25 protein-coding genes and 1 tRNA gene are annotated in these 26012 nt (G+C 64.6%); 17 read left to right on the forward strand and 9 right to left on the reverse strand.

Annotated features, from left to right (window positions below):
* The first annotated feature begins 61 nt into the window (after positions 1–61).
* The gene (locus ACOOE2_RS01535) at positions 62–1645 is read left to right on the forward strand and encodes an MDR family MFS transporter (RefSeq protein ID WP_420381267.1); all 1584 of its coding nucleotides are present in this window, start codon (positions 62–64) and stop codon (positions 1643–1645) included.
* Here the strand turns inward: ACOOE2_RS01535 and pgeF are convergent.
* Complete coding sequence (gene pgeF / locus ACOOE2_RS01540; RefSeq protein ID WP_420381268.1) at positions 1635–2441, reverse strand: peptidoglycan editing factor PgeF; 807 nt, start codon at positions 2439–2441, stop codon at positions 1635–1637. The two genes, ACOOE2_RS01535 and pgeF, sit on opposite strands and share 11 nt — an antisense overlap.
* A complete protein-coding gene (gene pepN, locus ACOOE2_RS01545; RefSeq protein ID WP_420381269.1) occupies positions 2407–5043 on the reverse strand; it encodes an aminopeptidase N in 2637 nt (878 codons plus the stop codon). Before pepN ends, pgeF begins: the two co-directional genes overlap by 35 nt.
* Before the next feature lie 162 nt (positions 5044–5205).
* Between pepN and ACOOE2_RS01550 the strand changes: the two genes are divergently transcribed.
* Positions 5206–6483, forward strand: coding sequence for a M48 family metalloprotease (locus ACOOE2_RS01550; protein WP_420381270.1), 1278 nt, complete (start codon positions 5206–5208; stop codon positions 6481–6483).
* Positions 6483–7322 carry an SDR family NAD(P)-dependent oxidoreductase gene (locus ACOOE2_RS01555; protein WP_420381271.1) on the forward strand — a complete coding sequence of 280 codons (840 nt, stop codon included), beginning with the start codon at positions 6483–6485 and terminating at the stop codon, positions 7320–7322. The genes ACOOE2_RS01550 and ACOOE2_RS01555 overlap by 1 nt, the downstream gene beginning before the upstream one ends.
* Here the strand turns inward: ACOOE2_RS01555 and ACOOE2_RS01560 are convergent.
* Complete coding sequence (locus ACOOE2_RS01560; protein WP_420381272.1) at positions 7232–8152, reverse strand: DMT family transporter; 921 nt, start codon at positions 8150–8152, stop codon at positions 7232–7234. The genes ACOOE2_RS01555 and ACOOE2_RS01560 overlap by 91 nt on opposite strands.
* The gene (locus ACOOE2_RS01565; RefSeq protein WP_420381273.1) at positions 8149–9177 is read right to left on the reverse strand and encodes a threonine aldolase family protein; all 1029 of its coding nucleotides are present in this window, start codon (positions 9175–9177) and stop codon (positions 8149–8151) included. Before ACOOE2_RS01565 ends, ACOOE2_RS01560 begins: the two co-directional genes overlap by 4 nt.
* Before the next feature lie 55 nt (positions 9178–9232).
* Here ACOOE2_RS01565 and ACOOE2_RS01570 point away from each other — a divergent pair, with 55 nt between their 5' ends.
* Positions 9233–9538, forward strand: coding sequence for a GNAT family N-acetyltransferase (locus ACOOE2_RS01570; RefSeq protein WP_420381274.1), 306 nt, complete (start codon positions 9233–9235; stop codon positions 9536–9538).
* A 133-nt stretch (positions 9539–9671) separates the two neighbouring features.
* On the opposite strand, the gene ACOOE2_RS01575 is transcribed toward ACOOE2_RS01570, so the two are convergent.
* A tRNA-Thr gene (locus ACOOE2_RS01575) sits at positions 9672–9746 on the reverse strand.
* A gap of 144 nt (positions 9747–9890) precedes the next feature.
* On the opposite strand from ACOOE2_RS01575, the gene ACOOE2_RS01580 reads away from it, so the two are divergent.
* From ACOOE2_RS01580 to ACOOE2_RS01605, 6 genes are read left to right on the forward strand one after another with little or no spacing between them, the layout of a single operon-like run.
* On the forward strand, positions 9891–10058 hold the full coding sequence (locus tag ACOOE2_RS01580) for a hypothetical protein (RefSeq protein ID WP_420381275.1): 168 nt from the start codon (positions 9891–9893) through the stop codon (positions 10056–10058).
* 47 nt (positions 10059–10105) lie between these two features.
* On the forward strand, positions 10106–10792 hold the full coding sequence (gene gpmA / locus ACOOE2_RS01585; protein ID WP_420381276.1) for a 2,3-diphosphoglycerate-dependent phosphoglycerate mutase: 687 nt from the start codon (positions 10106–10108) through the stop codon (positions 10790–10792).
* Complete coding sequence (gene purE / locus ACOOE2_RS01590) at positions 10793–11281, forward strand: 5-(carboxyamino)imidazole ribonucleotide mutase (protein WP_420381277.1); 489 nt, start codon at positions 10793–10795, stop codon at positions 11279–11281. It abuts the gene before it with no gap.
* Positions 11278–12351 (forward strand): 5-(carboxyamino)imidazole ribonucleotide synthase, encoded by a 1074-nt coding sequence (locus tag ACOOE2_RS01595; protein WP_420381278.1) that lies wholly within the window; start codon positions 11278–11280, stop codon positions 12349–12351. Before purE ends, ACOOE2_RS01595 begins: the two co-directional genes overlap by 4 nt.
* An 11-nt stretch (positions 12352–12362) precedes the next feature.
* The gene (locus ACOOE2_RS01600) at positions 12363–12881 is read left to right on the forward strand and encodes a dihydrofolate reductase (RefSeq protein ID WP_420384540.1); all 519 of its coding nucleotides are present in this window, start codon (positions 12363–12365) and stop codon (positions 12879–12881) included.
* Positions 12881–13804, forward strand: a complete 924-nt coding sequence (locus tag ACOOE2_RS01605) for a bifunctional riboflavin kinase/FAD synthetase (protein WP_420381279.1) — start codon at positions 12881–12883, stop codon at positions 13802–13804. Before ACOOE2_RS01600 ends, ACOOE2_RS01605 begins: the two co-directional genes overlap by 1 nt.
* 93 nt (positions 13805–13897) lie before the next feature.
* On the opposite strand, the gene ACOOE2_RS01610 is transcribed toward ACOOE2_RS01605, so the two are convergent.
* Together ACOOE2_RS01610 and ACOOE2_RS01615 are read right to left on the reverse strand one after the other, a co-directional pair.
* Positions 13898–14413: a PEPxxWA-CTERM sorting domain-containing protein gene (locus tag ACOOE2_RS01610; RefSeq protein WP_420381280.1), complete on the reverse strand. Its 516-nt coding sequence runs from the start codon at positions 14411–14413 to the stop codon at positions 13898–13900.
* Positions 14414–14896: 483 nt separating this feature from the next.
* A complete protein-coding gene (locus ACOOE2_RS01615; protein WP_420381281.1) occupies positions 14897–15316 on the reverse strand; it encodes a hypothetical protein in 420 nt (139 codons plus the stop codon).
* Between the two features lie 164 nt (positions 15317–15480).
* Between ACOOE2_RS01615 and ileS the strand changes: the two genes are divergently transcribed.
* The 3 genes from ileS to ACOOE2_RS01630 are packed head-to-tail and all read left to right on the forward strand — an operon-like array spanning position 15481 to position 19249.
* Positions 15481–18276 (forward strand): isoleucine--tRNA ligase, encoded by a 2796-nt coding sequence (gene ileS, locus ACOOE2_RS01620; protein ID WP_420381282.1) that lies wholly within the window; start codon positions 15481–15483, stop codon positions 18274–18276.
* Positions 18273–18830 carry a signal peptidase II gene (gene lspA, locus ACOOE2_RS01625; protein ID WP_420381283.1) on the forward strand — a complete coding sequence of 186 codons (558 nt, stop codon included), beginning with the start codon at positions 18273–18275 and terminating at the stop codon, positions 18828–18830. The genes ileS and lspA overlap by 4 nt, the downstream gene beginning before the upstream one ends.
* Entirely contained in the window at positions 18830–19249 is a 420-nt protein-coding gene (locus ACOOE2_RS01630; protein WP_420381284.1) for a DUF3035 domain-containing protein, read from the forward strand. The genes lspA and ACOOE2_RS01630 overlap by 1 nt, the downstream gene beginning before the upstream one ends.
* 223 nt (positions 19250–19472) lie before the next feature.
* On the opposite strand, the gene ACOOE2_RS01635 is transcribed toward ACOOE2_RS01630, so the two are convergent.
* A complete protein-coding gene (locus ACOOE2_RS01635) occupies positions 19473–20798 on the reverse strand; it encodes a hemolysin family protein (RefSeq protein WP_420381285.1) in 1326 nt (441 codons plus the stop codon).
* 166 nt (positions 20799–20964) lie between these two features.
* Between ACOOE2_RS01635 and ACOOE2_RS01640 the strand changes: the two genes are divergently transcribed.
* Both ACOOE2_RS01640 and ACOOE2_RS01645 read left to right on the forward strand, forming a co-directional pair.
* Positions 20965–21657, forward strand: coding sequence for an OmpA family protein (locus tag ACOOE2_RS01640; protein WP_420381286.1), 693 nt, complete (start codon positions 20965–20967; stop codon positions 21655–21657).
* 97 nt (positions 21658–21754) lie between these two features.
* Positions 21755–22768: an aldo/keto reductase gene (locus tag ACOOE2_RS01645; RefSeq protein ID WP_420381287.1), complete on the forward strand. Its 1014-nt coding sequence runs from the start codon at positions 21755–21757 to the stop codon at positions 22766–22768.
* A gap of 30 nt (positions 22769–22798) precedes the next feature.
* On the opposite strand, the gene ACOOE2_RS01650 is transcribed toward ACOOE2_RS01645, so the two are convergent.
* Entirely contained in the window at positions 22799–23593 is a 795-nt protein-coding gene (locus ACOOE2_RS01650) for a 3'(2'),5'-bisphosphate nucleotidase CysQ (RefSeq protein ID WP_420384541.1), read from the reverse strand.
* Positions 23594–23835: 242 nt separating this feature from the next.
* Between ACOOE2_RS01650 and sucC the strand changes: the two genes are divergently transcribed.
* A complete protein-coding gene (gene sucC, locus ACOOE2_RS01655) occupies positions 23836–25035 on the forward strand; it encodes an ADP-forming succinate--CoA ligase subunit beta (protein WP_420381288.1) in 1200 nt (399 codons plus the stop codon).
* Between the two features lie 3 nt (positions 25036–25038).
* Complete coding sequence (sucD, locus tag ACOOE2_RS01660) at positions 25039–25923, forward strand: succinate--CoA ligase subunit alpha (RefSeq protein WP_420381289.1); 885 nt, start codon at positions 25039–25041, stop codon at positions 25921–25923.
* Positions 25924–26012: the final 89 nt, after the last annotated feature.

The following is a 26012-nucleotide window of genomic DNA, read 5'->3' on the forward strand; positions in this document are numbered from 1 at the left end:
CTTAAGGCTTGCCCGAAATGGCCGCGGTGTGAAAAAGCTGGAGGAGAGGTGAAGAGGAATCATGAGCACGGCAACGTCCGTCACACGACCGGCAACTGTGGTGGATGCAGACCTCGCGCCGGTCCGGGCAGACCTGACGGCATGGCTGGCGCTGGCGGCGGGCGCGATGGGCGCGTTCATGGCGATGCTCGACATCTCGATCGTCAATTCCTCGCTGCCTGTCATCCAGGGCGAGATCGGCGCGAGCGGTAGCGAGGGGACCTGGATCTCGACCGCTTACCTGGTTGCGGAAATCGTGATCATTCCGCTGTCGGGCTGGCTGGAGCGGGCGCTGGGGCTGCGCACGTTCCTGCTGATCGCAACCACGCTGTTCATCTGCTTTTCGATGACCTGCGGCTTTTCCCACACGTTGCCGGTGATGATCATCGGGCGCGTCGGCCAGGGCTTTACCGGCGGCGCGCTGATCCCGACCGCGATGACGATCATCGCCACACGCCTGCCGCGCGAACAGCAGCCGCTCGGCAGCTCGATATTCGGCGCGGTCACGATCCTGGGGCCGGTGGTGGGCCCGGTGGTGGGCGGCTGGCTGACCGAAAATGTCAGTTGGCATTATGCCTTTTTCATTAACCTGCCGGTCGGCATTGCGCTGCTGGTCCTGCTGCTCGTCGCCCTGCCGGCGCAGCGGCCCAAATGGGATATGCTGCGCTATGCCGACTGGTTCGGCATCGCCGGGCTGGCGCTTGGCCTGGGCGGATTGACCGTGGTGCTGGAGGAAGGCCAGCGCGAACAGTGGTTTTCGTCGCCCACGATCTGCTGGCTGGCCGCGACATCGGCGATCGGCTTTGTGTTCGTCGGCATCGGCCAGGCCACCGCGACCAAGCCCGTGATCCGGCTGAGACTGCTGCTCGACCGGCAATTCGGCGCGGTGGTCATCATGGTCACGATGGTCGGCATGGTGAGTTATGGCACCTCGTACGTTATTCCGCAGTTCCTGGCCGGGACCGCCGGATACAACGCACTGCAATCGGGCCAGGTCGTGCTGTTGTCGGGCGTGCCGATGATCCTGATGATGCCGTTTACGCCATGGCTGGTGGAAAATATCGATATCCGCATCGCGGTGGCGTTCGGCATGGGCCTGCTGGCGCTGTCGTCGTGGATGGAGGTCGATCTGACCGTGCAATCAACCGGCGCCGAGTTTGCCGCAACGCAGGTGATGCGCGGGATCGGCACCATTTTTTCCGCAATGTACATGAATCGCGCCGCGATCCGTTCGGTCAGCCGCGAAATGGCGAGCGATGCCTCGGGCCTGTACAACACCGCGCGCAACCTGGGCGGCAGCCTGGCGCTGGCCAGCATCGGCGTGATCCAGGACCATCGCATGTGGCTGCACAGCCGGCGTATCGAGGAAACGCTGACCGCCAATTCGGACATGGTGCAGACGTATATGCAGCAACAGGGCCAGACGCTCGGCAGCAGCGACGCCGCCTACCAGTCGCTGGGCAACGCAATCCAGGCGCAGGCGATCGTCATGACTTACGCCGATCTGTTCTGGCTGCTGGCGGTGGGGATCGTGTGCGTCAGCCCGTTGGTGCTGCTACTGCGCCCGATACCCAAAACGAAGGGGCCGGCGCCGCTTACGCATTAGAGTCGGGCAAGCCGATCAGCGCTATTTCGCGGCCATACCCAGGTTCGCCTCTATGCGTCGCGCGGCGGTACGAGAAGAAGCGGTCGGGTTGCGCATAGGTGTCTTCGCCCAGCATCGCGACGGTGCCCACGCCCGCCGCACGCAGGCGTTCGACGACATAGCCTTCCAGGTCGAACCAGCTGTGCCCGGCGCGTCCGGCGCGGAAAAAACGCGCGTTTGCAGCGTCTGCTTCGACAAAACGCCGCTCGAACGCATCATCTACTTCATAGCTTTTTTGCGCGATGCACGGGCCCACCACGGCGGCGATATCGGCACGGCGTGCGCCCAGCGCTTCCATTGCCGCGATCGTCGTATCGGTGACGCCGCCAAGCGCGCCCTTCCAGCCAGCATGCGCTGCGCCCACCACGCCGGCCTGCGCATCATGAAACAGCACCGGCGCGCAATCGGCGGTCAGAATGCCCAGCAGCACCCCGGCGCGATCGGTGACCAAGGCGTCGGCGCGCGGCCGGTCGTCTTCGGCCCAGGGCGCGGTCACGGTCACCACGTCGGACGAATGGACCTGATACGCACACACCAGCGCCGCGCCGGGCAAGACCGCTGCCACCGCCCGTGCGCGATTTTCCGCAATCGCGGCGCGGTCGTCGTCACTGCCCCAGCCGACATTCAACCCGGCATGATCGCCGGTGCTGACCCCGCCGCGCCGCCCGCAAAACCCGTGCGCCACGCCCGCGAGCGCGACGTGGGTCAGCACTTCGACCCGATCAGCCAAGGCTTTTGGACACCTGTTCGCGCACATCGCGCGATAGTGTGGTCACAGCCGCAATCCGTTCCAGCTCGCCGCGCATCAGCGCCGCGCGGCCCGGCTCGAACTTGCGGAACCGGCCGAGTGGCGGCACGAAGCGCGCGGCCAGGCTGCCGTTGATCGGATCCAGCGTCAGGATCAGATCGGCAATCATGCGATAGCCCTCGCCCGACGGATCGTGGAACGCGGCGGTGTTGGCCATGAACCCCATGTAGAGCGCGCGGGCACGGTTGGGATTGGCCAGCGTGAATTCGGGATGCTTGGCCAGCGCCTTCACATGCTCGATTGCATGGGGATGCAGCGACGCCGCCTGCAACGAAAACCACTTGTCGATCACCAGCGCATTGCCGGCAAACCGCCGGGCGAAGTCGGCCAAGGCAGCCTCCCGCTCCGGAGTGTCCAAACCGCACAACACCATCAGCGCGCCCTGGCGGTCGGTCATGTTGTCGGCGGCGGCATATTGCGCAGCGGCGCGGCGAATCGCTTCGGCAGGGTCTGCCGCGGCAAGATAGACCAGCGCTTGCGTCTTCAGCTTGCGCGCGCCGCGCGACACCGGGTCGAGGCTGAACGTGCCCGACGCCGCGCCCGAGATTGCAGCGGTCCGGTCGTGCAGCGCACGCCACGCTTCGGACAGATGCGTGCCGAGCCAGGCTTTCAGCCCTTCGCGTTCGGCGCGCACGCGGCCCGGATCGACCGGATCGAGCTGTTCGGCGAGATACCCTTCGCCTGGCAGGATGATGAATTCGCCGCGCATCAGGTCGTCGAGCGCGGGGTCGGCCACTACTTTGGCAAACGCCTCGCCGATCGCCGCCCGGCCCGAATCGCGCGCGGTGTCGCTCAATTTGTCGGTGATCGCGGCGACAAGGTGCTGCACGACCAGCTGCTGCATCGCTTCATAGCGTGCAAACGGATCGTCGTCATGCGCGGCCAGGAACACCAGATCGGCATCGGCGAGGGGATTGTTCAGCGCGACCGGCGCGGAAAATCCACGGTTGATCGACACCACCGGCGCCGTTGCATGGCCTGTGAACGTAAACGTGTGCTCGGCATCGGTCAGCACCAGCAGATGTTCGCCCGAATGCTTGGCCGTCGCGCGGTCGAACAGCGCGGTGCGCAGCGGGATCACCATCGGCTGCTTGTCGGGCTGGCCGGGTGTCGGCGGCACGGTCTGTTTCAGCGTCAGCGTGACGGTATCGCCCGCGTGCGCCATCGTCACATCGATGCGCGGCGTGCCGGCCTGTTCGTACCAGCGGCGGAACTGCGCCAGGTCGATGCCGGCGCCATCCTCGATCGCCTTGACGAAATCCTCGCAGGTCGCGGCCTGGCCGTCGTGGCGATCGAAATACAGGTCGGTGCCTTGGCGAAACCGTTCGGGCCCTGTCATCACATCCATCATGCGGATGACTTCGGCGCCCTTGTTATACACGGTCGCGGTGTAGAAATTGCTGATTTCCTGATACGAATCGGGCCGGATCGGGTGCGCCAGCGGCCCCGAATCCTCGGGGAACTGCGCGGCGCGCAACACGCGCACGTCTTCGATCCGCTTGACCGGGGCCGATCCGCGATCGGCGCTGAACTGCTGGTCGCGCAGCACGGTAAAGCCCTCTTTCAACGACAGCTGAAACCAGTCGCGGCACGTAACGCGGTTGCCCGACCAGTTATGGAAGTATTCGTGCGCGACTACGCCCTCGATCGCGTCGTAATCGCCGTCGTTGGCGGTTTCGGGATCGGCGAGGATATAGCGCGTGTTGAACACGTTCAGGCCCTTGTTCTCCATCGCGCCGGCGTTGAAATCGGACACCGCGACGATGTTGAACAAGTCCAAATCGTATTCGCGGCCATAGGCCTTCTCGTCCCAGGCCATCGATGCGATCAGGCTGCGCATCGCATGATCGGTGCGCGTCTCGTCGCCGGGGCGGACATAGATGGCCAGATCGACCTTGCGGCCCGACATCGTGACAAAGCTGTCGCGCTGCGCCACCAGATCGCCCGCGACCAGCGCGAACAGGTACGAAGGCTTCAGCCACGGATCATCCCACTGCGCCCAATGCGTGCCGGCCGGGCCGTCGCCGCTGGCAACCGGATTGCCGTTGGACAGCAGCACCGGGAACTGCGCCTTGTCGCCGCTCATCCGCACCTGGTACCGGCTCAGCACATCGGGCCGGTCGGGGAAGAACGTGATCCGGCGAAACCCTTCGGCCTCGCATTGCGTGCACAGCAGGCCATTGGACGCATAGAGCCCCGACAATTGCGTGTTGGCGACCGGGTTGATCACCGTTTCGATCGTCACTTCGTGGCGGTCGCCGGGCAGCATGATGACCAGGTCGTTGCCGTCCATGTCCCAATGGTTGTGCACCTGGCCATCGACCGACAGCGTCGCCACCGCAATGCCGTCGCCATTGAGCCGCAGCGGCGCATTGGGTGCTGTACGCGTAACCGACAGCGTCGCACGCACGCGCGTCGCCTCGGGCGACAGCGCAAAATCGAGTGCGATTTCGGGTACCTGCCAATCGGGCACACGGTAGTCGAGCCGGTTGGTCGCGGCGTGCGCGGGTTCGGGGCTGTGGACGGCGGGGGGGCTGGACATATCGTTCATGCCCCCAATGTAGGGGCTGCGCGCGCGTGGGCCAATGGGAAACGCGCGCAGGACCCCGAGAAAGATATGGCTTTCGGCTTGACTTGCGGGGCTCGCGCACCGCACCCAGCGTATTCGCCCGCGGCAAGCCGGGGCGGCGGCTGAGGGGCAAAGATGGCGGGCATGCGTAATCCTGGGGCGATGGGTCTGGCATTGGCGGGCGCGACGCTGGCGTTGCCGGCGCGCGCGGCGGCGTTCGATGTCGATCATGCGACCGCGCTGTACCTGGCCACGCTCGGCCCGGTGGCGCGCGCGCGATCGGATGCGTATTTCGACGGGCGCGTGTGGATCGATATCGTCTCGTCGCTGCTGACCGTGCTGGTGTGCTGGATGATCTTGCGCAGCGGCGTGCTGGTGCGCTGCCGCGATGCGCTGCGGCGGAGCGGCTATCGACCGTGGATGGTGATGCTGACAGTGTCTGTGCTGTTCCTGGTGTGCCTGACGCTGATCGAGTTGCCCTGGACGATCCTCATCGATTTCGTGCGCGAGCGGCGCTTTGGCCTGATGAACCAGTCGTTCGGCGGCTGGCTGGGGCAACAGGCGATCGCGGCGTTGCTGACGCTGATCCTGGGCGGCGGGCTGCTGACCGTAATCAACGCGGTGATGCGGATGTTTCCGCGGCACTGGTGGCTGGTCGGGGCCGGCGTCGTGGGGCTGTGCGTCGCGCTGCTCGGGCTGGTCGCGCCGGTCTTCATCACGCCGTTGTTCAACACGTATACCGAATTGCCCGCAGGGCCCTTGCGCACCCGGATCGGCGCGATGGCAGCGGCCAACGCCATTCCGGCGGAAAACATCTACCAGTTCGACGCGTCGCGCCAGAGCAACCGGATATCCGCCAATGTCTCGGGACTGGGCCCGACGGTGTGGATCAGCCTGACCGACAATATGCTGAAACAGACCACGGTGCCTGAGGCGGTCGCGATCGTCGGGCACGAAATGGGGCATTATGTGCTGGGCCATGTCTGGCGCGATGTGGTTTTCGTCACCCTGCTGAGCGCGCTGGAGCTGTGGCTGCTGGCAAAGCTGGGCCCGATGGCGATCGCGCTGGGCGGACGGCGGCGGGCGGTGCGCGGGATCGACGATCCGGCGGCGCTGCCGGTGCTGGTCGGGGTATTGACCGGGCTGTCGCTGCTGTTCCTGCCGATCACCAACACCCAGACGCGCCTGGCCGAAAGCGAGGCCGATGCGTTCGGGCTGAACGCTGCGCGCGAACCCGACGGGTTTGCCGCCTCCGCCATGAAGGTGTCGACCTATCGCAAGATCGCGCCGCCCGCGATCGAGGAGGCGCTGTTCTACGACCATCCCTCGGGGCTGACGCGCGTACGGATGGCGATGCAGTGGAAGAAAGACCACGTGCCCGGGGCAAAGGAAGTGACCCCGCCACCGTTGCCCAATCCCTGATGCGGTGTTTCGTATTCGGGCTGGGCTATAGCGCACGCGTGCTGGCAGCGCGCCTTGCCGGGCAGGGCTGGCGGGTCGACGGCACCGGGCGTCATGGCGCTGTCGCCTTCGATGATCGCGACAGTGTCGGCGCAGCGCTGGGCACCGCGACGCATGTGCTGTCGAGCGTGCCGCCGGGGCGTGACGGGCGCGACCCCGTGCTCGATGCCTATGGCGCCGCGTTGCGCGACGGCCCGCCGCGCTGGATCGGCTATCTGTCGTCGACCGGAGTCTATGGCGATTGCGGCGGCGCGTGGGTCGATGAAACCGCCGCGATCGGCGCCGGCCGGCGCACCGCGCGCAGCGATGCCGATCACGCGTGGCAGGCGCTGGGCGCGCGCGTATTCCGCCTGCCGGGGATTTATGGCCCGGGGCGCAGCGCGTTCGACCGGTTGCGTGATGGCACCGCACGGCGACTGATTGCGCCTGGCCAGGTGTTCAGCCGGGTGCATGTCGATGATATCGCAGGCGGCGTGATCGCTGGCATGGCCGGGCCGCCCGGCGTCTACAATCTGGCCGATGACGAACCGTGCGATGGCAACACTGTGATCGAGGAAGCGGCGCGCCTGATCGGCGTGGCGCCGCCGCCGCTGGTGACGCTCGAACAGGCGGACCTGTCACCGATGGCGCGTGCATTCTATGCCGAAAACCGCCGCGTCGCGAATGGCAAGGCGTTGCGCGTGCTCGGCTGGCGGCCGCGCTTTGCCACCTATCGCGAGGGCTTGCGCGATTGCAATGCGACGACCAGCCCGGCCAGCGCGAGCAGCGCACCTGCGATATTCAGCCCGGTCCAGCGATAGCTTTCGAACGCGGTCGACAGCAGCATCGCAACGACAGGCACCACCACGCCGTTATACGCCGCGCGACCCGGCCCCATTTCGCGCAGCAACAGGTTGTACAGCGGAAAGGTCAGCACCGATCCGACCAGTGCGAGATATGCAACGGCGCCCGCATACATCGGTGACCAGCTGAACACCGGTGGCCCCGACAACACCCAGGCGATGACAAAATCGACCGCCGCGCCGATCGTGAATGCCCAGGCGAGCAGCATCGCCGCCGGCACCCGGCGCGCGACCTGGCCTGCCTGCAACACATTGCCGGTCGACGCACACACCAGCGCCAGCAGCGTCATCCCCGCGCCCAGCGGCACATCGCTACCCGCCGGCGCCGCATGGTATTCGCGGATCATCAGCAGCACGATCCCGGCGAGCGCGATCAGCGAGCCCAGCACAAACCCGCGCGTGACCGGCGTGCCCAAAAATATCCGCGACAACACCGCATTGGGCAGCACCAGCAGCGCAAACACCACCGCGACCAGCCCCGATGTCAGATGGCTTTCGGCGCGATAGACGAATTGAAAATTGCCGCAGAACAGGCTGACCCCGATCAGCCCGGCGCGGACCAGCACCGCGCGCTCGGGCACCAGCGCGTTCAGCCGGATATCTCCGCGCACCAGCCCCAGCGCAAACATGCCGATGGCCGCGCCGGTAAAGCGCCACGTTACCGACCAACTGGCGGGAACGGGTCCGATCTGCGCCTTGATCACCAGCCACGTCGATCCCCAGACCAGCGCGGTGACGATGAAGGCGACAATGACTTTGGGGTCGCGGCCCCCGACCTGCGCGCTCATAGTGCCGATAAGGCGCGCGCCAGCGCTGCGACATGCGCCGGATCGCTGTTCCACGATGTGACCAGCCGGGCGGCGCCGGGCGCGCCGGCAGGCGCGTTCCAGTCGTAGAAATCGAACCCGGCCGCGCGCAACGCGGCAGCTTCCGCGGGCGAGACCACCAGAAACACTTCGTCCGCCTCGACCTTGTGGATCAGGCGGTCGCCCGCTGCCGCGGCGATCTCGCTCGCCGCCGCATTGGCGGCGCGCGCATTGCCGAGCCACAGATCGTTTTTCAGCAGCGCCAGGATCTGCGCTGCCAGATAGCGGCCTTTCGATTGCAGATGCCCGGCGCGCTTGCGCATGCGGTGGATGCTTTCGATCAGCGCCGGATCGCGCGCGTCATCAAACAGCACGATCGCCTCTGCACCCATCCCGCCATTCTTGACGAAGCCGAAACTCAGCGCATCGACCCCGGCATCGACCGTAATTGCCGCCGGGTGACACCCCAGATGCGCGACCGCATTGCCGAACCGCGCTCCATCCATATGCAGCCACAGATCGCGCGAAGCCGCCAGGGCGCCGATCGCGGCGACTTCGGCAGGGGTATAAACCCGGCCATATTCGGTCGACTGCGTGATCGAGATCGCATGCGGCTGCACCTGGTGCACGCCTTCGCGGATCGGTGCGAGCGCGGCCTCGATCGTTGCAGGCGTCAGCCGCGCGCCATCGCCTTCGGCCAGGATCAGCTTGGCGCCGTGCGTGTAAAACCCCGGCGCGCCGCCCTCGTCGGTTTCGATATGCGCCTCGCGGTGGCAGACGATCCCGCCCCACGGCGGCACCATCGCCGCCAGCGCCAGGCAATTGGCCGCAGTGCCCGTTGCAACCCAAAGCGCGGTCGCGCGTTTACCGAACAGATCGGAAAACGCGTCATCAAGCCGGCGCGACAGCCCGTCGCCGTCATACCCGGTATCGGGCGCATCGGCGGCGTGCATCGCGGCCCAGACATGCGGATGAACCGTGGCGGCGTTGTCGGAAAAGAACTTCATGACCACAGCGAATGCGGCGTGGCGACACGCCGGTCAACCCAGTGAGGACCAAATCATGACCGAGATGACAATTACGCACGAATTGATTTCTGCCGGCATCGTCGGCAGCGGCGGCGAATTCATCGCGACCTTGCCCGGCGAAGAGGCGACCGGCAAACTGACATATGTGACGCGCGGCGACGTGCTGGTGGCGGAACACACGCTGGTGCCATCGTCGATCGGCGGGCGCGGCGTGGCTGCGGCACTGGTCGAGGCGCTGGTCGCGCATGCGCGCGCGGAGAACCTGAAGATCGATCCGCAGTGCAGCTATGTTGCAGAAGCGTTCAAACGCCATCCGGATTGGGCGGATCTGCTGGCGTAACGCTATCCTCGCGATCCGCACGACATCCGCCCCACTCGTCATCCCGGATCAGGTCCGGGATGACGGTGTGGGTAGGGTGAGGGTGGGGGGCGGGTCAGGTTTGTGCGCCGTTGCTTGCACGCGCGCGGGGAAATGGTGCTGCTGGGGAGGATTGAACTCCCGACCTCAGCCTTACCAAGGATGCGCTCTACCACTGAGCTACAGCAGCACACCATTTCCCGCTGATTCCGGAAAGCTGTGTTCCGGGACAGGCGCGCCCTTTGGCTGTGGGGGCCCGCTTTGTCAAGCACTCGAGGTCCGGCTCGCGCAGGTTGGGGTTGCGCCCGAACCGCCCATTCGCCAGAACGCAGCGATGACGCAAAGCCCACCCGATGCAAAGACCGACCGGCAGGCGCGGCTGGCCGAGCAATTGCGCGCCAATCTGCACCGGCGCAAGGCGCAGGCACGCGCGGTGGCCGCCGAGGACCGGGCGGGCGAGCCCGGCGCGGACCTGCCCAAGACCGATCTTTCCAAACCATGATCCAGGCGCTACGTCGCGCAACTCCAGACCCTGATACAGGAACGCCGATGCCCCGCCTGATCCTTGTCCGCCATGGCCAGTCGCAGTGGAATCTGGAAAACCGGTTTACCGGCTGGTGGGACGTCGATGTGACCGAAAAAGGTGCGGACGAGGCCACGGCCGCGGGCGCGCTGTTGCGCGAAAAGGGCGTGTTGCCGACCATCGCCTTCACTTCGGTTCAGTCGCGCGCGATCAAGACGCTGCATCTGGTGCTCGAAGCCGCTGGCCGGTTGTGGGTGCCCGAAACCAAGGACTGGCGGCTGAACGAGCGGCATTATGGCGGGCTGACCGGGCTCGACAAGGCCGAGACGACCGCGCTGCATGGCGAGCGCCAAGTGAAAATCTGGCGCCGCAGCTTCGACACGCCGCCGCCGCCGCTGGAACCCGGCAGCGCGTTCGATCTGTCGCGCGATCCGCGTTACGCCGGGATCGCCATCCCCGATGCCGAAAGCCTGAAAGACACGATCGCACGCGTGCTGCCGTATTATGAGGCTGCGATCGCACCCGCGCTGGCATCGGGCGAAACGGTGATCGTCGCCGCACACGGCAACTCCCTGCGCGCATTGGTGAAGCATCTGTCGGGCATTTCGGATGCCGATATCACCGATCTGGAAATTCCGACCGGGCAGCCAATCATTTTCGAACTTGATGACAATCTGGCCGCGACCGACCGTTATTATCTGTCCGAGCGTTAAATGACCGCACCTCTTCCTCCTGTCGCGATCATCATGGGTAGCCAGTCCGACTGGGAAACCATGCAGAACGCCGCGACCGTGCTCGACCGGCTGGGCGTCTTGCATGATTGCCGGATCGTGTCGGCGCATCGCACGCCCGATCGCCTGGTCGAATTTGCCAGGACCGCGCATACGCAGGGCTTTCGGGTGATCATCGCGGGCGCCGGCGGCGCGGCGCATCTGCCGGGCATGGTCGCGGCGATGACGCATCTGCCGGTGCTGGGTGTGCCGGTCCAATCGCGCGCGCTGTCGGGGCTCGACAGCCTGCTGTCGATTGTCCAGATGCCCGGCGGCATTCCGGTCGGCACGCTGGCGATCGGCGCGGCGGGCGCCACCAATGCCGCACTGCTGGCAGCGGCGATCCTGGCGATCGGCGATCCCGCGCTGACCGACAAACTGATCGCCTTGCGCGCCGAACAGACGGCCGCGATTGCCGAACGCCCTGTATGAGCGACAGCACCGTCATCTCGCCCGGCGAAACGATCGGCATCCTGGGCGGTGGCCAACTGGGCCGGATGATCGCGCTGGCAGCGGCGCAACTGGGCTATCGCTGCCACATTTACGCGCCCGAATTCGATGCGATCGGCGCCGATGTCTCCGCCGCGTTCACGCAAGGGCGCTTCGACGACACCGCGGCGCTGGCGGCCTTTGCCGCGACATGCGCCGTCGTCACGTACGAATTCGAAAACGTCGCTGCCGAACCCTTGGCCGCGATCGAGGCGCATGCGCCCTTGCGCCCGCCCGCCCGCGCGCTGCAAGTGGCGCAGGACCGCGCCAGCGAAAAACTGTTCGTCGAACAACTTGGTGGCCGCCCCGCGCCGTGGGCCGCGGTCGATACGCGTGCCGAATTGCATGCGGCGATGGCCCGGATCGGCGTACCCGGCGTTCTGAAAACACGGCGCGACGGCTATGACGGCAAAGGCCAATGGCGGATCATGACGCCAGCTTCCGCCGATGTGGTCGATCTCGACGATGCCGCGCTGATCTACGAAGGTTTCGTCACGTTTTTCGGCGAGTTTTCGGTGATTGTCGCGCGCGGCACCGATGGCGCGATGGTCTTCTGGGACAGCGCGCACAACGAGCACAACGAGGGCATTCTGGGCAAATCGACCGTGCCCGCGCCGGCAGACATCGCAGCCCAGGTGCCCGAAGCGCGCGCGCTCGCGGCCAAGGTTGCCGATGCGCTCGACTATTTCGGCGTGCTGACGCTGGAATTCTTTGCGACCGCGGATGGCCCGGTGTTCAACGAAATGGCACCGCGCGTGCACAACTCGGGGCACTGGACGATCGAAGGCGCGCTGACCAGCCAGTTCGAAAACCACGTCCGCGCGATCTGCGGGTTGCCGCTGGGCGCGACGACATTGACGGCACGCGGGGCGGTGATGGATAACCTGATCGGCGATGCCGCGCATGACTGGGCTAAAATCCTGTCCGACCCGGCCAACCATCTGCATCTGTACGGCAAGGCCGCCGCGCGGCCCGGCCGCAAGATGGGCCATGTCACGCGGCTGGTGCTGTGAGCCAACCAGTTCTGATCGGCGTGTGGGCGGTGGGGCTGAATGAAAACGGCACCTATACCGTACTGGGCAATGACGGGGATCTACCCTGGCATTTGCCTGCCGATCTGAAGCGCGTAAAGGCGCTGACTATGGGCAAGCCGCTGATCATGGGGCGAAAGACATTCGAATCGCTGCCCAAATTGCTCCCTGGCCGGCGCCATATCGTACTGACGCGCGATAGAAATTGGCATTCCGAGGGCGCCGAGGTTGCGCATACGGCTGATGCATCGGTCGGCCTGGCTTATGCCGGTGGCCAATACCCGGAAGTGATTATTTTTGGAGGTGCACAAATCTATACGTTGTTTTGGGATCGAATGGACCGTGCAGAAATAACGCTGGTTCATGCGCGCACCGAGGGAGACGCGTTTATACCCCCGTCCGACCCGGCCGAATGGGTGGACCAAATCGGCGAACATTTCGAAGCGGATGGCGATCGACCCGCATTTACCTTCCACTCACTGACCCGGCCCGATGGGCGGATCCCACGATAATGCGCTTTGACGCGAGCCAGCCGCTGCCCGAGGCGTTTCGCGGCGCGATTATCGCGCTGGGCAATTTCGACGGGTTTCACCTGGGGCACCAGGCCGTCGCGCGCGAAGCGGTCGAATGGGCGCGCGCCGAAGGCCGCCCGGCGATCATCGCGACGTTCGATCCGCACCCGGTCCGCTATTTTCAGCCCGATGCGCCGCCGTTCCGCCTGACCACGCTCGACCAGCGCGAGGAATTGTTTGCCCGGGCCGGCGCTGCGGCGACGCTGGTGTTTGCGTTCGATCACGTGCTGGCGGGCACGACTGCGACTCAATTCGTGCACGATCTGCTGGTCGGACGGCTGGGCGCGGCGGGCGTCGTGACGGGCGAGGATTTCACGTTCGGCAAGGCGCGCAGCGGCAATGTCGCGGTCCTGGCCGAGCTTGGCGCGCAGGTTGGCCTGCGCACGCGCACGATCGGCCCGGTGCTGCTGGGCGGAGAAATCGTCTCGTCCAGCCTGATTCGCGATGCATTGACGCAGGGCGATTGCCAGACCGCCGAACGGCTGCTGACCCGGCCCTTCGCCATCCGTGGCCCGGTGCAGCATGGCGATAAAGTCGGGCGCACGATCGGCTTTCCCACCGCGAACCTGGCACTCGGCAACTACCTGCGCCCGCGCTACGGCATTTACGCGGTCACCGCGCGGCTGGCCGATGGCACTTGTCTGAAAGGCGCGGCCAATGTCGGCATCCGCCCGACCTTCGATCCGCCCAAGGAATTGCTCGAGCCGCACTTCTTCGATTTTTCGGGCAGCCTGTATGATCAGGATATCGAAGTCGCGTTCCATCATTTCCTGCGCGGCGAATGGAAATTCGATTCGCTTGACGCGATGATGGCGCAGATCGCGATCGACTGCGACGAGGCCAGGCGGATGCTTGCAGACTAGGCGCGTGTACCAACTCCGCTCGATCGATTGGGGAGGCGGACATGGAAACGCCGCCGGCCTTCCAACCGGCGGCGCTCCCGCCAAGTGCGGTGCTTAGGCGTAGCTGGCAGTCGTGCGGACGTTCGAACGCTTGCGCATGCCAAAGCCGACGAGGCCAAAGCCAACCAGCATCATCGCCCAGGTCGAAGGCTCGGGCACAGCCGAAGTTGCAACAACAAAACTGTTACCTGTGGCCTTGGACGTGTCCAAGGTAACCAGACCCTTGTCGATCGCGGCGAGGATCGGGTTTTTGACCTTGCTGACGTCCGTGGCGACGATTGTCGTATTTTTATTCAGGACATTTTTCGCGGTCAACAGGATGTAATCGTCGCCGCCAGCGACCTTCACGTCAATGACGCACGTAATGCTGCCAAAGCAACCCGAAGCAACGCCATGAGAAGAAGCCAGGGCAAGGCCCGAGAGGGCCGATACGTCCGAGGCCACATCCGTGTCCAATGTGATGTCCTTAATGGCGTCCGCAAAATCATAGAAGACAGCAGCATTCGCGGTACCAGCCGAACCCAAAGTTGCTGCAGCAGCCATGAGGCCGATGACAAGTTTCTTCTGCATGTGAAATCTCCTGAATTTAGAGTGTCTCAAATACGGGCCGGCATTTTTCGCTCGATAAAAGCTTACCCTTAGGTGCCCGCGCGCTCCGCAAAGCATGATCCATGCCAATCTTAGATTTCCGGGAACGACGATCGCCTTAACTCTGATGTGTAAGCGGGAGCTTCACCTGCAGCAAAGTACCATCCCATTGTGGGACAGTTGTTGGGAAAGAACCAGATTGCAAAGATAAATTCCAATCATTAGCGTGACTGTGCAGATGTGCATGAAAATTGGGAATTTTAGGTTATATTGTAATCACTATTAAGAGAGTCGCGTGTCGGACTTTACTCAACTCGGCAAAAGCAAAATTGGAACTGCTTGCATTGTATATTGAAAGTTAATATGGCGCGTACTATTCAGAAATAGGATGCCCGATTTAATCGGCTGAATTTATCGCCACTCGCATATATTCACAATCGATCGAACGGCGGAATATGGCGATTGCTAGCTGCCCTTGCCTGAAGCAGTGCGCTTGTTGATCACCCGGATAGTAGTTGCCCCAATCGGCTGACGATTGCGAGGCTCCCAGGTCCACCCCTGGTAATACAGCCCGAACGAACTCGCTGCCGCAAAGATCGCAGGTATTCGCGTCATCAGCCACTGGCGATCCGGGTTTGTGGTCTCCCACGCCTCCAAGCGATCTACTAAGAACTCCACCCCAAACGACAAGAACGGAAGGCAAAGATGGCGGTAAGTTGCCTCTACGCTGACCGTCATCGGATCGACCGGGTTTACTGCAGAAAAATGATGGCAAATAGGCTCGGGTGTGGTGTGTAGGTAATCCGCATCGATCCGGGAGAGCGCAACTTCCCCCGCAGATAGGTGCTCGTCCAAATTCCAGCTAGGTGGTTCGTTGGTGTCCATCAGCAGCAACTTAAACCCGGACTGCAATGACGGTAATCGGGGCCATTCCGGTCGCTCTACCTCGTATCAATTTCCCGCGCAATTTGTCCACGCCGCATACCCCCCGCGCAACGCCCGCCTGCGGGCTAGCGCGTTCGCGAAGACCACGCTAAGGCCCTTGGCCCATGACCCAGCGCGATTACCGTAACACCGTCTTCCTGCCGAAGACCGATTTCCCGATGAAGGCCGGCCTGCCACAAAAAGAGCCCGGGATTCTCGCGCGCTGGGCCGACGCGGACCAGTACCGCCTCGTTCGCGATGCCCGCAAAGCACGCGAAAAATTCATCCTCCACGACGGCCCGCCCTACGCCAATGGCGACATGCATATCGGTCATGCGCTGAACCATATCCTGAAGGATATGGTCGTGCGCACGCAGACGCTGCTGGGCAAAGATGCGCCGTATGTGCCCGGCTGGGATTGCCACGGCCTGCCGATCGAGTGGAAGGTCGAGGAAGAGTACCGCAAGAAAAAGCTGAACAAGGACGAAGTCCCGCCGGCCGAATTTCGCGCCGAATGCCGCGCCTATGCGCGCAGATGGGTCGATGTGCAGCGCGAGCAGCTCAAGCGGCTGGGCATCAATGCCGATTGGGACCACCCCTACCTGACGATGGATTTCGCCGCCGAGGCGACGATCGTGCGCGAGCTGATGACATTTGCCGAGACCGGCCAGCTGTATCGCGGCGCCAAGCCGGTGATGTGGAGCCCGGTCGAGAAAACCGCATTGGCCGAAGCGGAAATCGAATACGAAGACATCACCTCGACGCAGATCGATGTGGCGTTCGAGATCATCGAAAGCGCCATACCCGCGCTGGTCGGCACGCATGCGGTCATCTGGACGACGACGCCGTGGACGATCCCTGTCAACCAGGCGATCGCCTATGGCGCGGCGGTCGAATACCTGCGGATCGCGCTGGGCGAACACCGCTACCTGGTGGCCGCGCCGCTGGTCGACACGTTCGTCGCGCGTGCGGGCGGCGAATACACCGTGCTGGACACGATCACCGGCGCCGCGCTCGAAGGCACGATCGCGCGCCATCCGATGCATGCGCTCGGCGGGTTCTACGCGCGCCCGCGCCCGTTCCTGGCCGGCGATTTCGTCACCACCGAATCGGGCACCGGCCTGGTGCATATGTCGCCGGATCACGGCGAAGACGATTTCATCCTGTGCAAGGCGCACGGGATCGAGCCGGTGTTCGCGGTCGAGGCCGATGGCCGTTATCGTGCCGACTGGGGCTGGCTGCCGGGTGAAGGCAGCGTGATCAATCCGAAATTCAACGCGCCGGACGGCCCGGTCTGCACCGCCTTGCGCGAAGTGGGCGCGCTCGTCGCCGCCACCGCCGACTACAAGCATTCCTATCCGCACTCGTGGCGGTCAAAGGCCAAAGTGATCTTCCGCTGCACGCCGCAATGGTTTGTGCCGATGGACAAGGCCATCACGCTCGACGGCGATACGCACACGTTGCGCGAACGGGCGGTCACCGCGATCGCGCAGACGCGCTGGGTGCCCGAAAAAGGCCGCAACCGCATCGCCGCAATGGTCGAAGGGCGGCCCGACTGGGTGCTGTCGCGCCAGCGCGCCTGGGGCGTGCCGATCGCGCTGTTCGTGCATCGCCAAAGCGGCGAAGTGCTGGTCGATGCCGCGGTCAACGCGCGGATCGTTGCCGGCATCGAGGCCGAGGGCGTCGACGCCTGGGATGACGCGAATGCCGCGCAGTTCCTCGGGCCCGATCGCGATGTGGCCGATTACGAACGCGTCGCCGACATTCTCGATGTGTGGTTCGATTCGGGTTCGACCCATGCGTTCGTGCTGGGCAGCGGGCGCTGGCCCGATCTGACGCGGCCCGCCGGCTACTCAGGCCCGCTTGCCGATTTGTATCTCGAAGGGTCGGATCAGCATCGCGGCTGGTTCCAGTCGTCGCTGCTCGAATCGTGCGCGACGCGCGGCCATGCGCCGTACAAGGCAGTGCTGACTCACGGCTTCACGATGGATGCCAAGGGCCTGAAGATGTCGAAATCGCTCGGCAACACGATCAGCCCGATCGACCTGATGCGCGATTACGGCGCGGATATCCTGCGGCTGTGGGCGCTGTCGGTCGATTTCACCGAAGACCACCGCATCGGCAAGGAAATCCTGGCCGGTGTGGCCGACCAGTACCGCAAATTGCGCAATACGTTCCGCTACCTGCTCGGCGCACTCGAAGGGTTCGGCGAAGCCGAAGCGCTGCCCGTGGCCGAAATGCCCGAACTGGAACGCTATGTCCTGGCGCGGCTGGGCGCGCTCGATGCGACCTTGCGCACGGCGGTCGATGACTTCGATTTCAACACCTATGTCCGCGCGCTGACCGATTTCTGCAACGAAGACCTGTCGGCGTTCTTCTTCGATATCCGCAAGGACAGCCTGTATTGCGACGCGCCGACCGATACGCGCCGCCGCGCGTGCCGCACGGTGCTCGATACGCTGTTCCAGGCGCTGGTGCGCTACGCCGCGCCGGTGCTGGTGTTCACCGCCGAAGAGGTCTGGGGCACGCGCTATCCCGCCGGGGGCAGTGTGCATCTGCTCGAATGGCCTGAAATCCCGGCCGTCTCGGTTGATGAAGCACGCTGGACCGAATTGCGTGCGCTGCGGGCGACGGTCAACGAGGCGATAGAGCCGCTGCGCCGCGAAAAGGTCGTCGGCTCTGGACTGGAAGCGACCGTTACCGTGCCCTACGCCGGCGCGGCGACCGATCTGGCCGAGCTGTTCATCACCGCGGCGGTCCATCCCGGCGACACGCTCAGCGTGACCCGCACCGATGACCATAAATGTGGCCGTTGCTGGCGTCATCTGCCAGAAGTGGCGCAGGATGGCGACTTGTGCGCGCGTTGTGACGAGGTGGTGGTGGCAATGGACACGCTTTCCGGGGACCAGGTTTCCGCATGATCGATCAACCCGGTCCCGAAGCCCGGCGCCAGTTCGAGGCGTGGACCCGGCGCGCATTCGGCTATGGCCTGGCGCTGCTGGTGTTTGCGATCGATCGCGGGGTCAAGGCGCTACTGCTTGGCCCGGTTGCGCTCGATCATGTCGATGCGGTGCCGCTGCTGCCGGTGTTTGCTTTGCGCTACACGCAGAATTTCGGCGTTTCACTCGGGCTGTTTACCGCGACCTCGGCCAATATGCGCCTGATCCTGATCGGGGTGACGACGGCCATCGCACTGGGTGTTGCAGTCTGGCTGATGATCGAGCGCCGCCGGGTCGACGTGATCGGCCTGGCGCTGGTGCTCGGTGGTGCACTGGGCAATATTTTTGACCGGGTGGTTTATGGCTTCGTCATCGACTATGCCGATTTTCACATCGGCCAATGGCGGCCGTTCCTGATTTTCAACTTTGCCGATGCGGCGATCACCTGCGGCGTGCTGATACTGCTTGCCCGCTCGCTGCTTTCCGGCGAAAAGCCGGCCAACGATCGCGCAATACCCCCTACGGAGAATTCTTGATGCGCAAGCCCGCCCTGTTTGTCTTTGCCGGTTGCGCGGTAATGCTGTCCCTGCTTGGCGGGTGCAGCTCGCATTCGTCGCTGTTCAACCGCGCGCGACCCGATGAATTCGCCGTGACGCGCCAGGCGCCGCTCGCCGTGCCGCCCGATTTTGCACTCGCCCCGCCGAACCCCGGCGCGCCGCGTCCGCAGGATGTCGATTCGAGCCGCCAGGCTTTGGACGCACTGTTCGGCGCTTCGGCCCCGCGCAGCGCGGTGGAAACCGATGCCTTGGGCAAGGCCGGCGCATCGGCCCCCGCGATCCGCAGCACAGTGGGCGATCCCAAGACGCAGACCGTGCCCAAGGGCGCGGCCGTTCGCGATATCGTGCGTGCGCCGGAAAGCACGAGCCCGGCGGCGCAGACGAATACGGGGAACTGATTTTCGCGCCGGGCGGAGTAATTCGCCCGGGCGTGCCCCCCCCCCGAATGGACACGTCACCCCGGGCTTGACCAGGGGTCCCGCTTCTTTGGGCGCCGGCCGAATTCAATGCCATGTGCCACGTGCAATACCGCATACCGCGCAAAAGGCAGCGGGACCCCGGGTCGAGCCCGGGGCGACGTGCGGGGTGGGGTTTGGAGTGCCGCCGGAGGCCCCTACCCCACTACCCGTCCAGCACCTCGACCGGATGCGCGCTCTTGATGTGGCACGCCAGGACCTTGTCGATCTTGCGCCCGTCCATATCCAGCACTTCGAAGCGCCACCCCTGCGTGTTGAAATGCTCGCCTTCCGACGGCAGTTTCTTCATCACCGATAGGACAAACCCGGCGACGGTCGCGTAGTCGCGGTCGTCGGACAGGTCGATGTCGAGCCGGTTGGCCATCGCGTCCGCGGGCAGGGCGCCTGATATCAGCAGCGATCCGTCTTCGCGTTCGATCATCATCGGGGTGTCGCCGTCATCGCCGTGCGCGACGAAGGTGCCGGCGATGGCGTCGAGCAGGTCGGCGGGGGTGACAATGCCTTCCAGGTGTCCGTATTCGTCGTGGACGAGGGCGAGCGCGACTTCGGCCATCTGGATCTGGCGCAGGGCGTCCATCGCGTCGAGCCGGTCGGACATGATCGCGGGTTTTTTCATCAGCGCGGTCAGGTCGGGAATTTCGTGCCGCACCAGCGCCTGCAGCACGTCGCGCGCGCGCACGACGCCGATGATGGCGTCGACCGAGCCTTCGGCGACGAGCAGCAGCGAGTGCGGGCATCCGGCGATGGCGAGGTCGAGCGCGTCGTGCGGGGTCTGGTGGTCGATCCAGTGCAGTTCGGTGCGCGGGGTCATCAGGTCGCGCACCGGGCGCTCGGCCAGGCGCATCACGCTGGTCATCAGCGCGCGTTCGTCTTCCTCGATCACGCCGGTGCGGGTGGCTTCGGCGAAGATCATTTCGAGCTCTTCGGTGGTGACATCGTGCGCGCCGGGGTCGTGTGCGCCCGTCAGGCGCAGGACGAGATCGGACGAGGTGTCGAGCAGCCAGACCAGCGGCGCGGCGACCAGCGCGATCAGCGCCATCGGGCGCGCGGCGATCACGGCGATCGGTTCGGGGGAGCGCAGCGCCAGCTGTTTGGGCACCAGTTCGCCGATGACGAGGCTGAAATACGTGGTGATCGCGATCACGAGGGCAAAGCCGGCTTCCGGGGCGAATTTATCGGGAACGCCCATCGCCGCGAGGCGCTCGCCGACCGGGCCGCCCAGGCTGGAGCCCGAGAATGCGCCGGAAATGACTGCCACGAGCGTGATGCCGATCTGCGCGGTGGACAGCAATTTGCCCTGGTCGCTGGCAAGGTCGAGGGCCAGTTGGGCGCCGGTCGATCCGGCCTCCGCGCGGATTTTCAACCGCGCCGGACGGGCCGAAACCACAGCCAGCTCCGACATCGAAAACAGGCCGTTGAGCACGACAAGCGCGCCGATGATTACGACGTCGGTCCAGGGAAATGGTGTCACAGCCATAGCCGCTAACAGATTTGCAGGGTTTCGCGAAGTGCCGTGGCATATTTGTTCGGATTTCATTCATCCGGGAGGCGGCTAGGAACGTATCAGACTTGTATCAGGCTGGCACACGCAGCCATTTGCGGTATGGGTCGCAGAGCTTTGGCCATGGGAGCGGGTTATGAAAATTCGTCGGATTCTGCTGACATCGTTGTGCGGCGTGTCGTTGATTGCCACGTCGGCATGCGTGACCGATCCCAACACCGGGCAGCGTAAGGCATCGCGCACCGCGATCGGCGCCGGTGTCGGGGTGGTCGGGGGTTTGTTGCTCGGCGGCCTGATCGGCGGCGGTGCGGGCCGGATTATCGGCGCGGGCATCGGCGGGATCGCCGGTGGCGCGGTCGGCTATACGATGGACAAGCAGATCAAGGAGCTGCGTGAAAACACGGCCGGCAGCGGCATCGATGTCAGATCCGCAGATGGCGGCCAGGCGATTCTGGTCAACATGCCGGGCGGCGTCACATTCGACACCAACAGCACGCTGCTGAAGCCCGGATTTACCGGCACGCTCAACCAGGTTGCGGACAATCTCAACCGTTATCCAAATTCGCTGGTCGACGTGTACGGCCATACCGATGCGACAGGGACGGACGAATATAACCAGACGCTATCGGAAAACCGTGCGCGCGTGGTGGCCGATTATCTGACTTCCCGCGGCGTCAATCCGCAGCGCATTCGCAGCACCGGCTTTGGCAAGACCCAGCCGATCGCGTCGAACGACACGCCCGAGGGCCGCGCGGCCAACCGCCGCGTGGAAATCAAGATCGTGCCGGTCACGCAGGACGACGTGTCGCGCGCGCGCGGCGGAAACTGATCGCCTGAGTGGCGTGGTGGGTGGCTCCAATCAGACCTGATCTCCTTGACGGCGCGCCGTGCCGGCTGGCATTGGCGCATCGTCAAGGAGCCCACGCATGTCTATTGAATCACGCGCAATAAACGGCCGTCCGACCAACCCGATCGGGCTGGGGTGCATGTCGCTCAGCTGGGCCTATGGAGACCGGCCCGCAGATGCCGACGGGATTGCGCTGCTGCATCGCGCGATCGATCTGGGCTATGACCATTTTGACACGGCGCGGCTGTATGGGCTGGGGCACAATGAAACGCTCGTCGGCCAGGCGCTGCAAGGCCGGCGCGACAAAGTGTTTCTGGCCAGCAAGATGGGCATTTTTGCCAGCGGCGAGCGACGCGGGGTCGATTGCAAACCCGAAACGATCCGCGAACAGCTCGAAATTTCGCTGCGCCTGCTGCAAACCGACCATATCGACCTGTATTACATGCACCGCCGCGATTTTACCGTGCCGATCGAAGAGTCGGTCGGTGCGATGGCGGACCTGATTCGCGAGGGCAAGATCGGCGCGATCGGCCTGTCGGAAATGTCGGCGGAAACGCTGCGCCGCGCCAGCGCCGTGCACCCGATCGCGGCGATGCAGACCGAATATTCGCCGTGGACGCGCCAGGCGGAAATCGCCGTGCTAGAGGCATGCCGCGAAACCGGCACCACGTTCGTGGCGTTTTCGCCGGTCGGACGCGGGGCGCTGGCCAATGGCGTGGCCGATCCTGCGGCGCTGGGCGAAGGCGATATCCGCCCGGGCATGCCGCGATTCCAGGGCGCCAACTGGACGCACAACCAGGGGTTGTTGCGCCAGTATCAGGCGCTGGCGACAGCGGCGGGCGTGACTGCGGCGCAATTGTCGCTGGGGTGGGTCCTGTCGCGCGGCGATCATGTCGTGGCCATTCCGGGCACGGCGAAAATCCCGCACCTGGAAGAAAACATCGCGCGGTGGGACTGGGTGATTCCAACCGATCTGGCGGCGAAAGTCGATGCGCTGATCAACCACGAAACCGTCGCCGGCCACCGCTACGCCAAAGCGATGCAGGCCACGATCGAAACCGAGGATTTCCCCCAAGCGTTTGAACTGGCGTGAAAACCCCCCGGAACGGGGAGGGGGACCACGCTACGTGTGGTCCCCCTCCTCGTTCCGGGGAGGATTGCGGGTCGCCAACCTTGCCACCGCTGCGCCGTGGATCGCCGGCGCTGTCACCAGCAGGCCGAACGCGCGCGGGTCGCGTTTGTTGAAATCGAACGGCACGCCCCAGGCATCGCTGACCGCCGCGCCGGCTTCGCGCGCGATCAGGCAGGCGGCGGCAATGTCCCATTCGTAGCCCCAACGCAAAGTGGCCAGCAGGTCGGCCTCATCGGCGGCGACCATCGCGATGCGCAGCGCGATCGAATTGGGTTTATCGACTGCGGTCAGGTCATGATCCGCGCGAGGCAGCGCGTCTGCCGGCACGCGCGCGCCGGGCAGATGCGCGCGACTGCTGGCAACCAGCGCCTGGCCGTTGCGCGTCGCGCCGCGCCCGGCGGTGGCCATCCAGAATTCATCGCGCGCCGGCGCGTCAAGCACGCCGATCAACGCGCGGCCGGCGCTGACCAGTGCGACCGAAACGCACCAACCTGTGCGCCCGCGCACGAAATCGCGCGTCCCATCGACTGGATCGACCACCCAGCAGAACTGGCGATCCAGCCGCTCGGTGCTGTCGACAGTCTCTTCCGACAGCCAGCCGGCGCCAGGCAACAGCGCGCCCAGCTCATGCTTGAGGAACGCATCGACGGCCAGATCGGCATCGCTGACCGGATCGCCCGGGCTCTTTTCCCAGACGCTCAGGCTGTGCCCGGCGCCCGGCCAGTGCGCCATGGCCAGGCGGCCGGCCTGGCGCACGATGTCTGTCAGGCGGGCATAATCGATCATCGCCACGGCGATGAGCCATGCCGCCCGGCAAAGCAAGGCACCCTTGTTGCGCGCGGCATCGCCAGCAATACACTCATTCGTATGCACGTTTGCGCAAGCGGGCGCGCGTGACTTGCACCTGACGCGGCAACACGGCCCTTTTCAAGCCCGTGACCGTGTGCTTAAGGCGGCGAGCACCCTCCCGTTGCGGCCGTTGCGTCGTGCCGGATATCCTCTCCTCGCGTGACAGCGGAGCACTTCGCATGAACGTTCATGAGTACCAGGCCAAGGAATTGCTCGCCAAATTCGGCGTCAATATCCCCGCAGGCATCGCCGCGCTGACTGTCGAGGAGGCTGTTGCCGCTGCCAAACAGCTGCCCGGACCGATCTGGGTCGTCAAATCGCAGATCCATGCGGGCGGCCGCGGCAAAGGCAAGTTCAAGGAACTCGGTGCCGATGCCAAAGGCGGCGTACGCCTGGCCAAATCGATCGAAGAGGTCGAATCGCATGCGCGCGAAATGCTCGGCAACACGCTGGTCACGATCCAGACCGGTGATGCCGGCAAGCAGGTCAACCGCCTGTATGTGACCGACGGCGTCGACATCGTGAAAGAAAACTACCTGTCGCTGGTGGTGGACCGTGGCACCGGCCGGGTCGCGCTGATCGTATCGACCGAAGGCGGGATGGACATCGAGGATGTCGCGCATTCCACGCCGGAAAAGATCGCCACGATCATCGTCGATCCGGCGACAGGGTTCCAGGCGCATCACGGCCGCGCGGTCGCGTTTGCGCTGAAGCTGTCGGGCGACCTGAACAAGCAGGCGCAGATCGTGTCGAAGCAGCTGTACGAAGCGTTCGTCGCGCTCGATTCGGACATGCTCGAAATCAACCCGCTGGTCGAATCGGCGGATGGCAAGCTGCTCGTGCTCGATGCGAAGATGAGCTTCGATTCGAACGCGCTGTATCGCCACCCCGATGTGTTCGCGCTGCGTGACGAGACCGAGGAAGACCCGGCCGAAATCGAGGCGAGCAAGTACGACCTTGCCTACATCAAGCTCGACGGCAACATCGGCTGCATGGTCAATGGCGCAGGGCTCGCGATGGCGACGATGGACATCATCAAGCTGAACGGCGAATTCCCCGCGAACTTCCTCGACGTGGGCGGCGGCGCGACGACCGAAAAGGTCACGGCCGCGTTCAAGATCATTTTGCGCGACCCGGCGGTGAAGGGCATTCTCGTCAACATCTTCGGCGGGATCATGAAGTGCGACATCATCGCCGACGGCATCGTCGCCGCGGCCAAGGAAGTGAACCTGCAGGTTCCTCTCGTCGTCCGTCTCGAAGGCACCAATGTGCAGCAGGGCAAGGACATCCTTGCCAATTCGGGTCTCCCCATCGTGGCCGCCAACGATCTTGGCGATGCCGCGCAGAAAATCGTGGCCGAAGTGCGGAAGGTCTCCTGAACCATGTCGATCCTCATCAACAAGAACACCAAGATCATCACCCAGGGGATGACCGGCAAGACCGGCGCGTTCCACACCCAGGCCGCGCTCGACTACGGCACGCAGATGGTTGCGGGCGTAACCCCGGGCAAAGGCGGCACGTCGCACATCGGCCTGCCACAGTATGACAGCGTGGCCGAAGCCAAGGCCGCGACCGGCGCGACGGCTTCGTGCATCTACGTTCCGCCTCCGGGCGCGGCCGATGCGATCCTGGAAGCGATCGACGCGCAGATGGAACTGATCGTGTGCATCACCGAAGGCATTCCGGTGCTCGACATGGTGCGCGTGAAGCGCGCGCTGCAGGGTAGCAAGTCGCGCCTGATCGGGCCGAACTGCCCCGGCGTGCTGACGCCGAACGAATGCAAGATCGGCATCATGCCCGCCTCCATCTTCAAGAAGGGTTCGGTCGGCGTCGTGTCGCGTTCGGGCACGCTGACCTATGAAGCGGTGTTCCAGACGACCAACATCGGCCTGGGCCAGACCACCGCGGTCGGCATCGGCGGAGACCCGGTCAACGGCACCAATTTCATCGACGTGCTCGAACTGTTCCTGGCCGATGACGAAACCAAATCGATCATCATGATCGGCGAAATCGGTGGCGACGCCGAAGAGCAGGGCGCGCAGTTCCTGATCGACGAAGCCAAGCGCGGCCGCAAGAAGCCGATGGCCGGCTTCATCGCGGGCCGCTCGGCGCCTCCGGGCCGGCGCATGGGCCACGCCGGTGCGATCGTATCGGGCGGCAAGGGCGATGCCGAAAGCAAGATCGCGGCGATGGAAGCCGCCGGCATCCGCGTCAGCGCGTCACCCAGCCTGCTGGGCGAAACACTGGCCGAAGCGCTCAAGGGGTAAATCCTCCCCGGAACGGGGAGGGGGACCACGAAGTGGTGGAGGGGCGTCGCCCCACGCGAAACGCTCTCGTGGAAGCACAACAACAGCAG

It is taken from the genome of Novosphingobium sp. (genome assembly GCF_965214355.1).
GTDB lineage: Bacteria > Pseudomonadota > Alphaproteobacteria > Sphingomonadales > Sphingomonadaceae > Novosphingobium.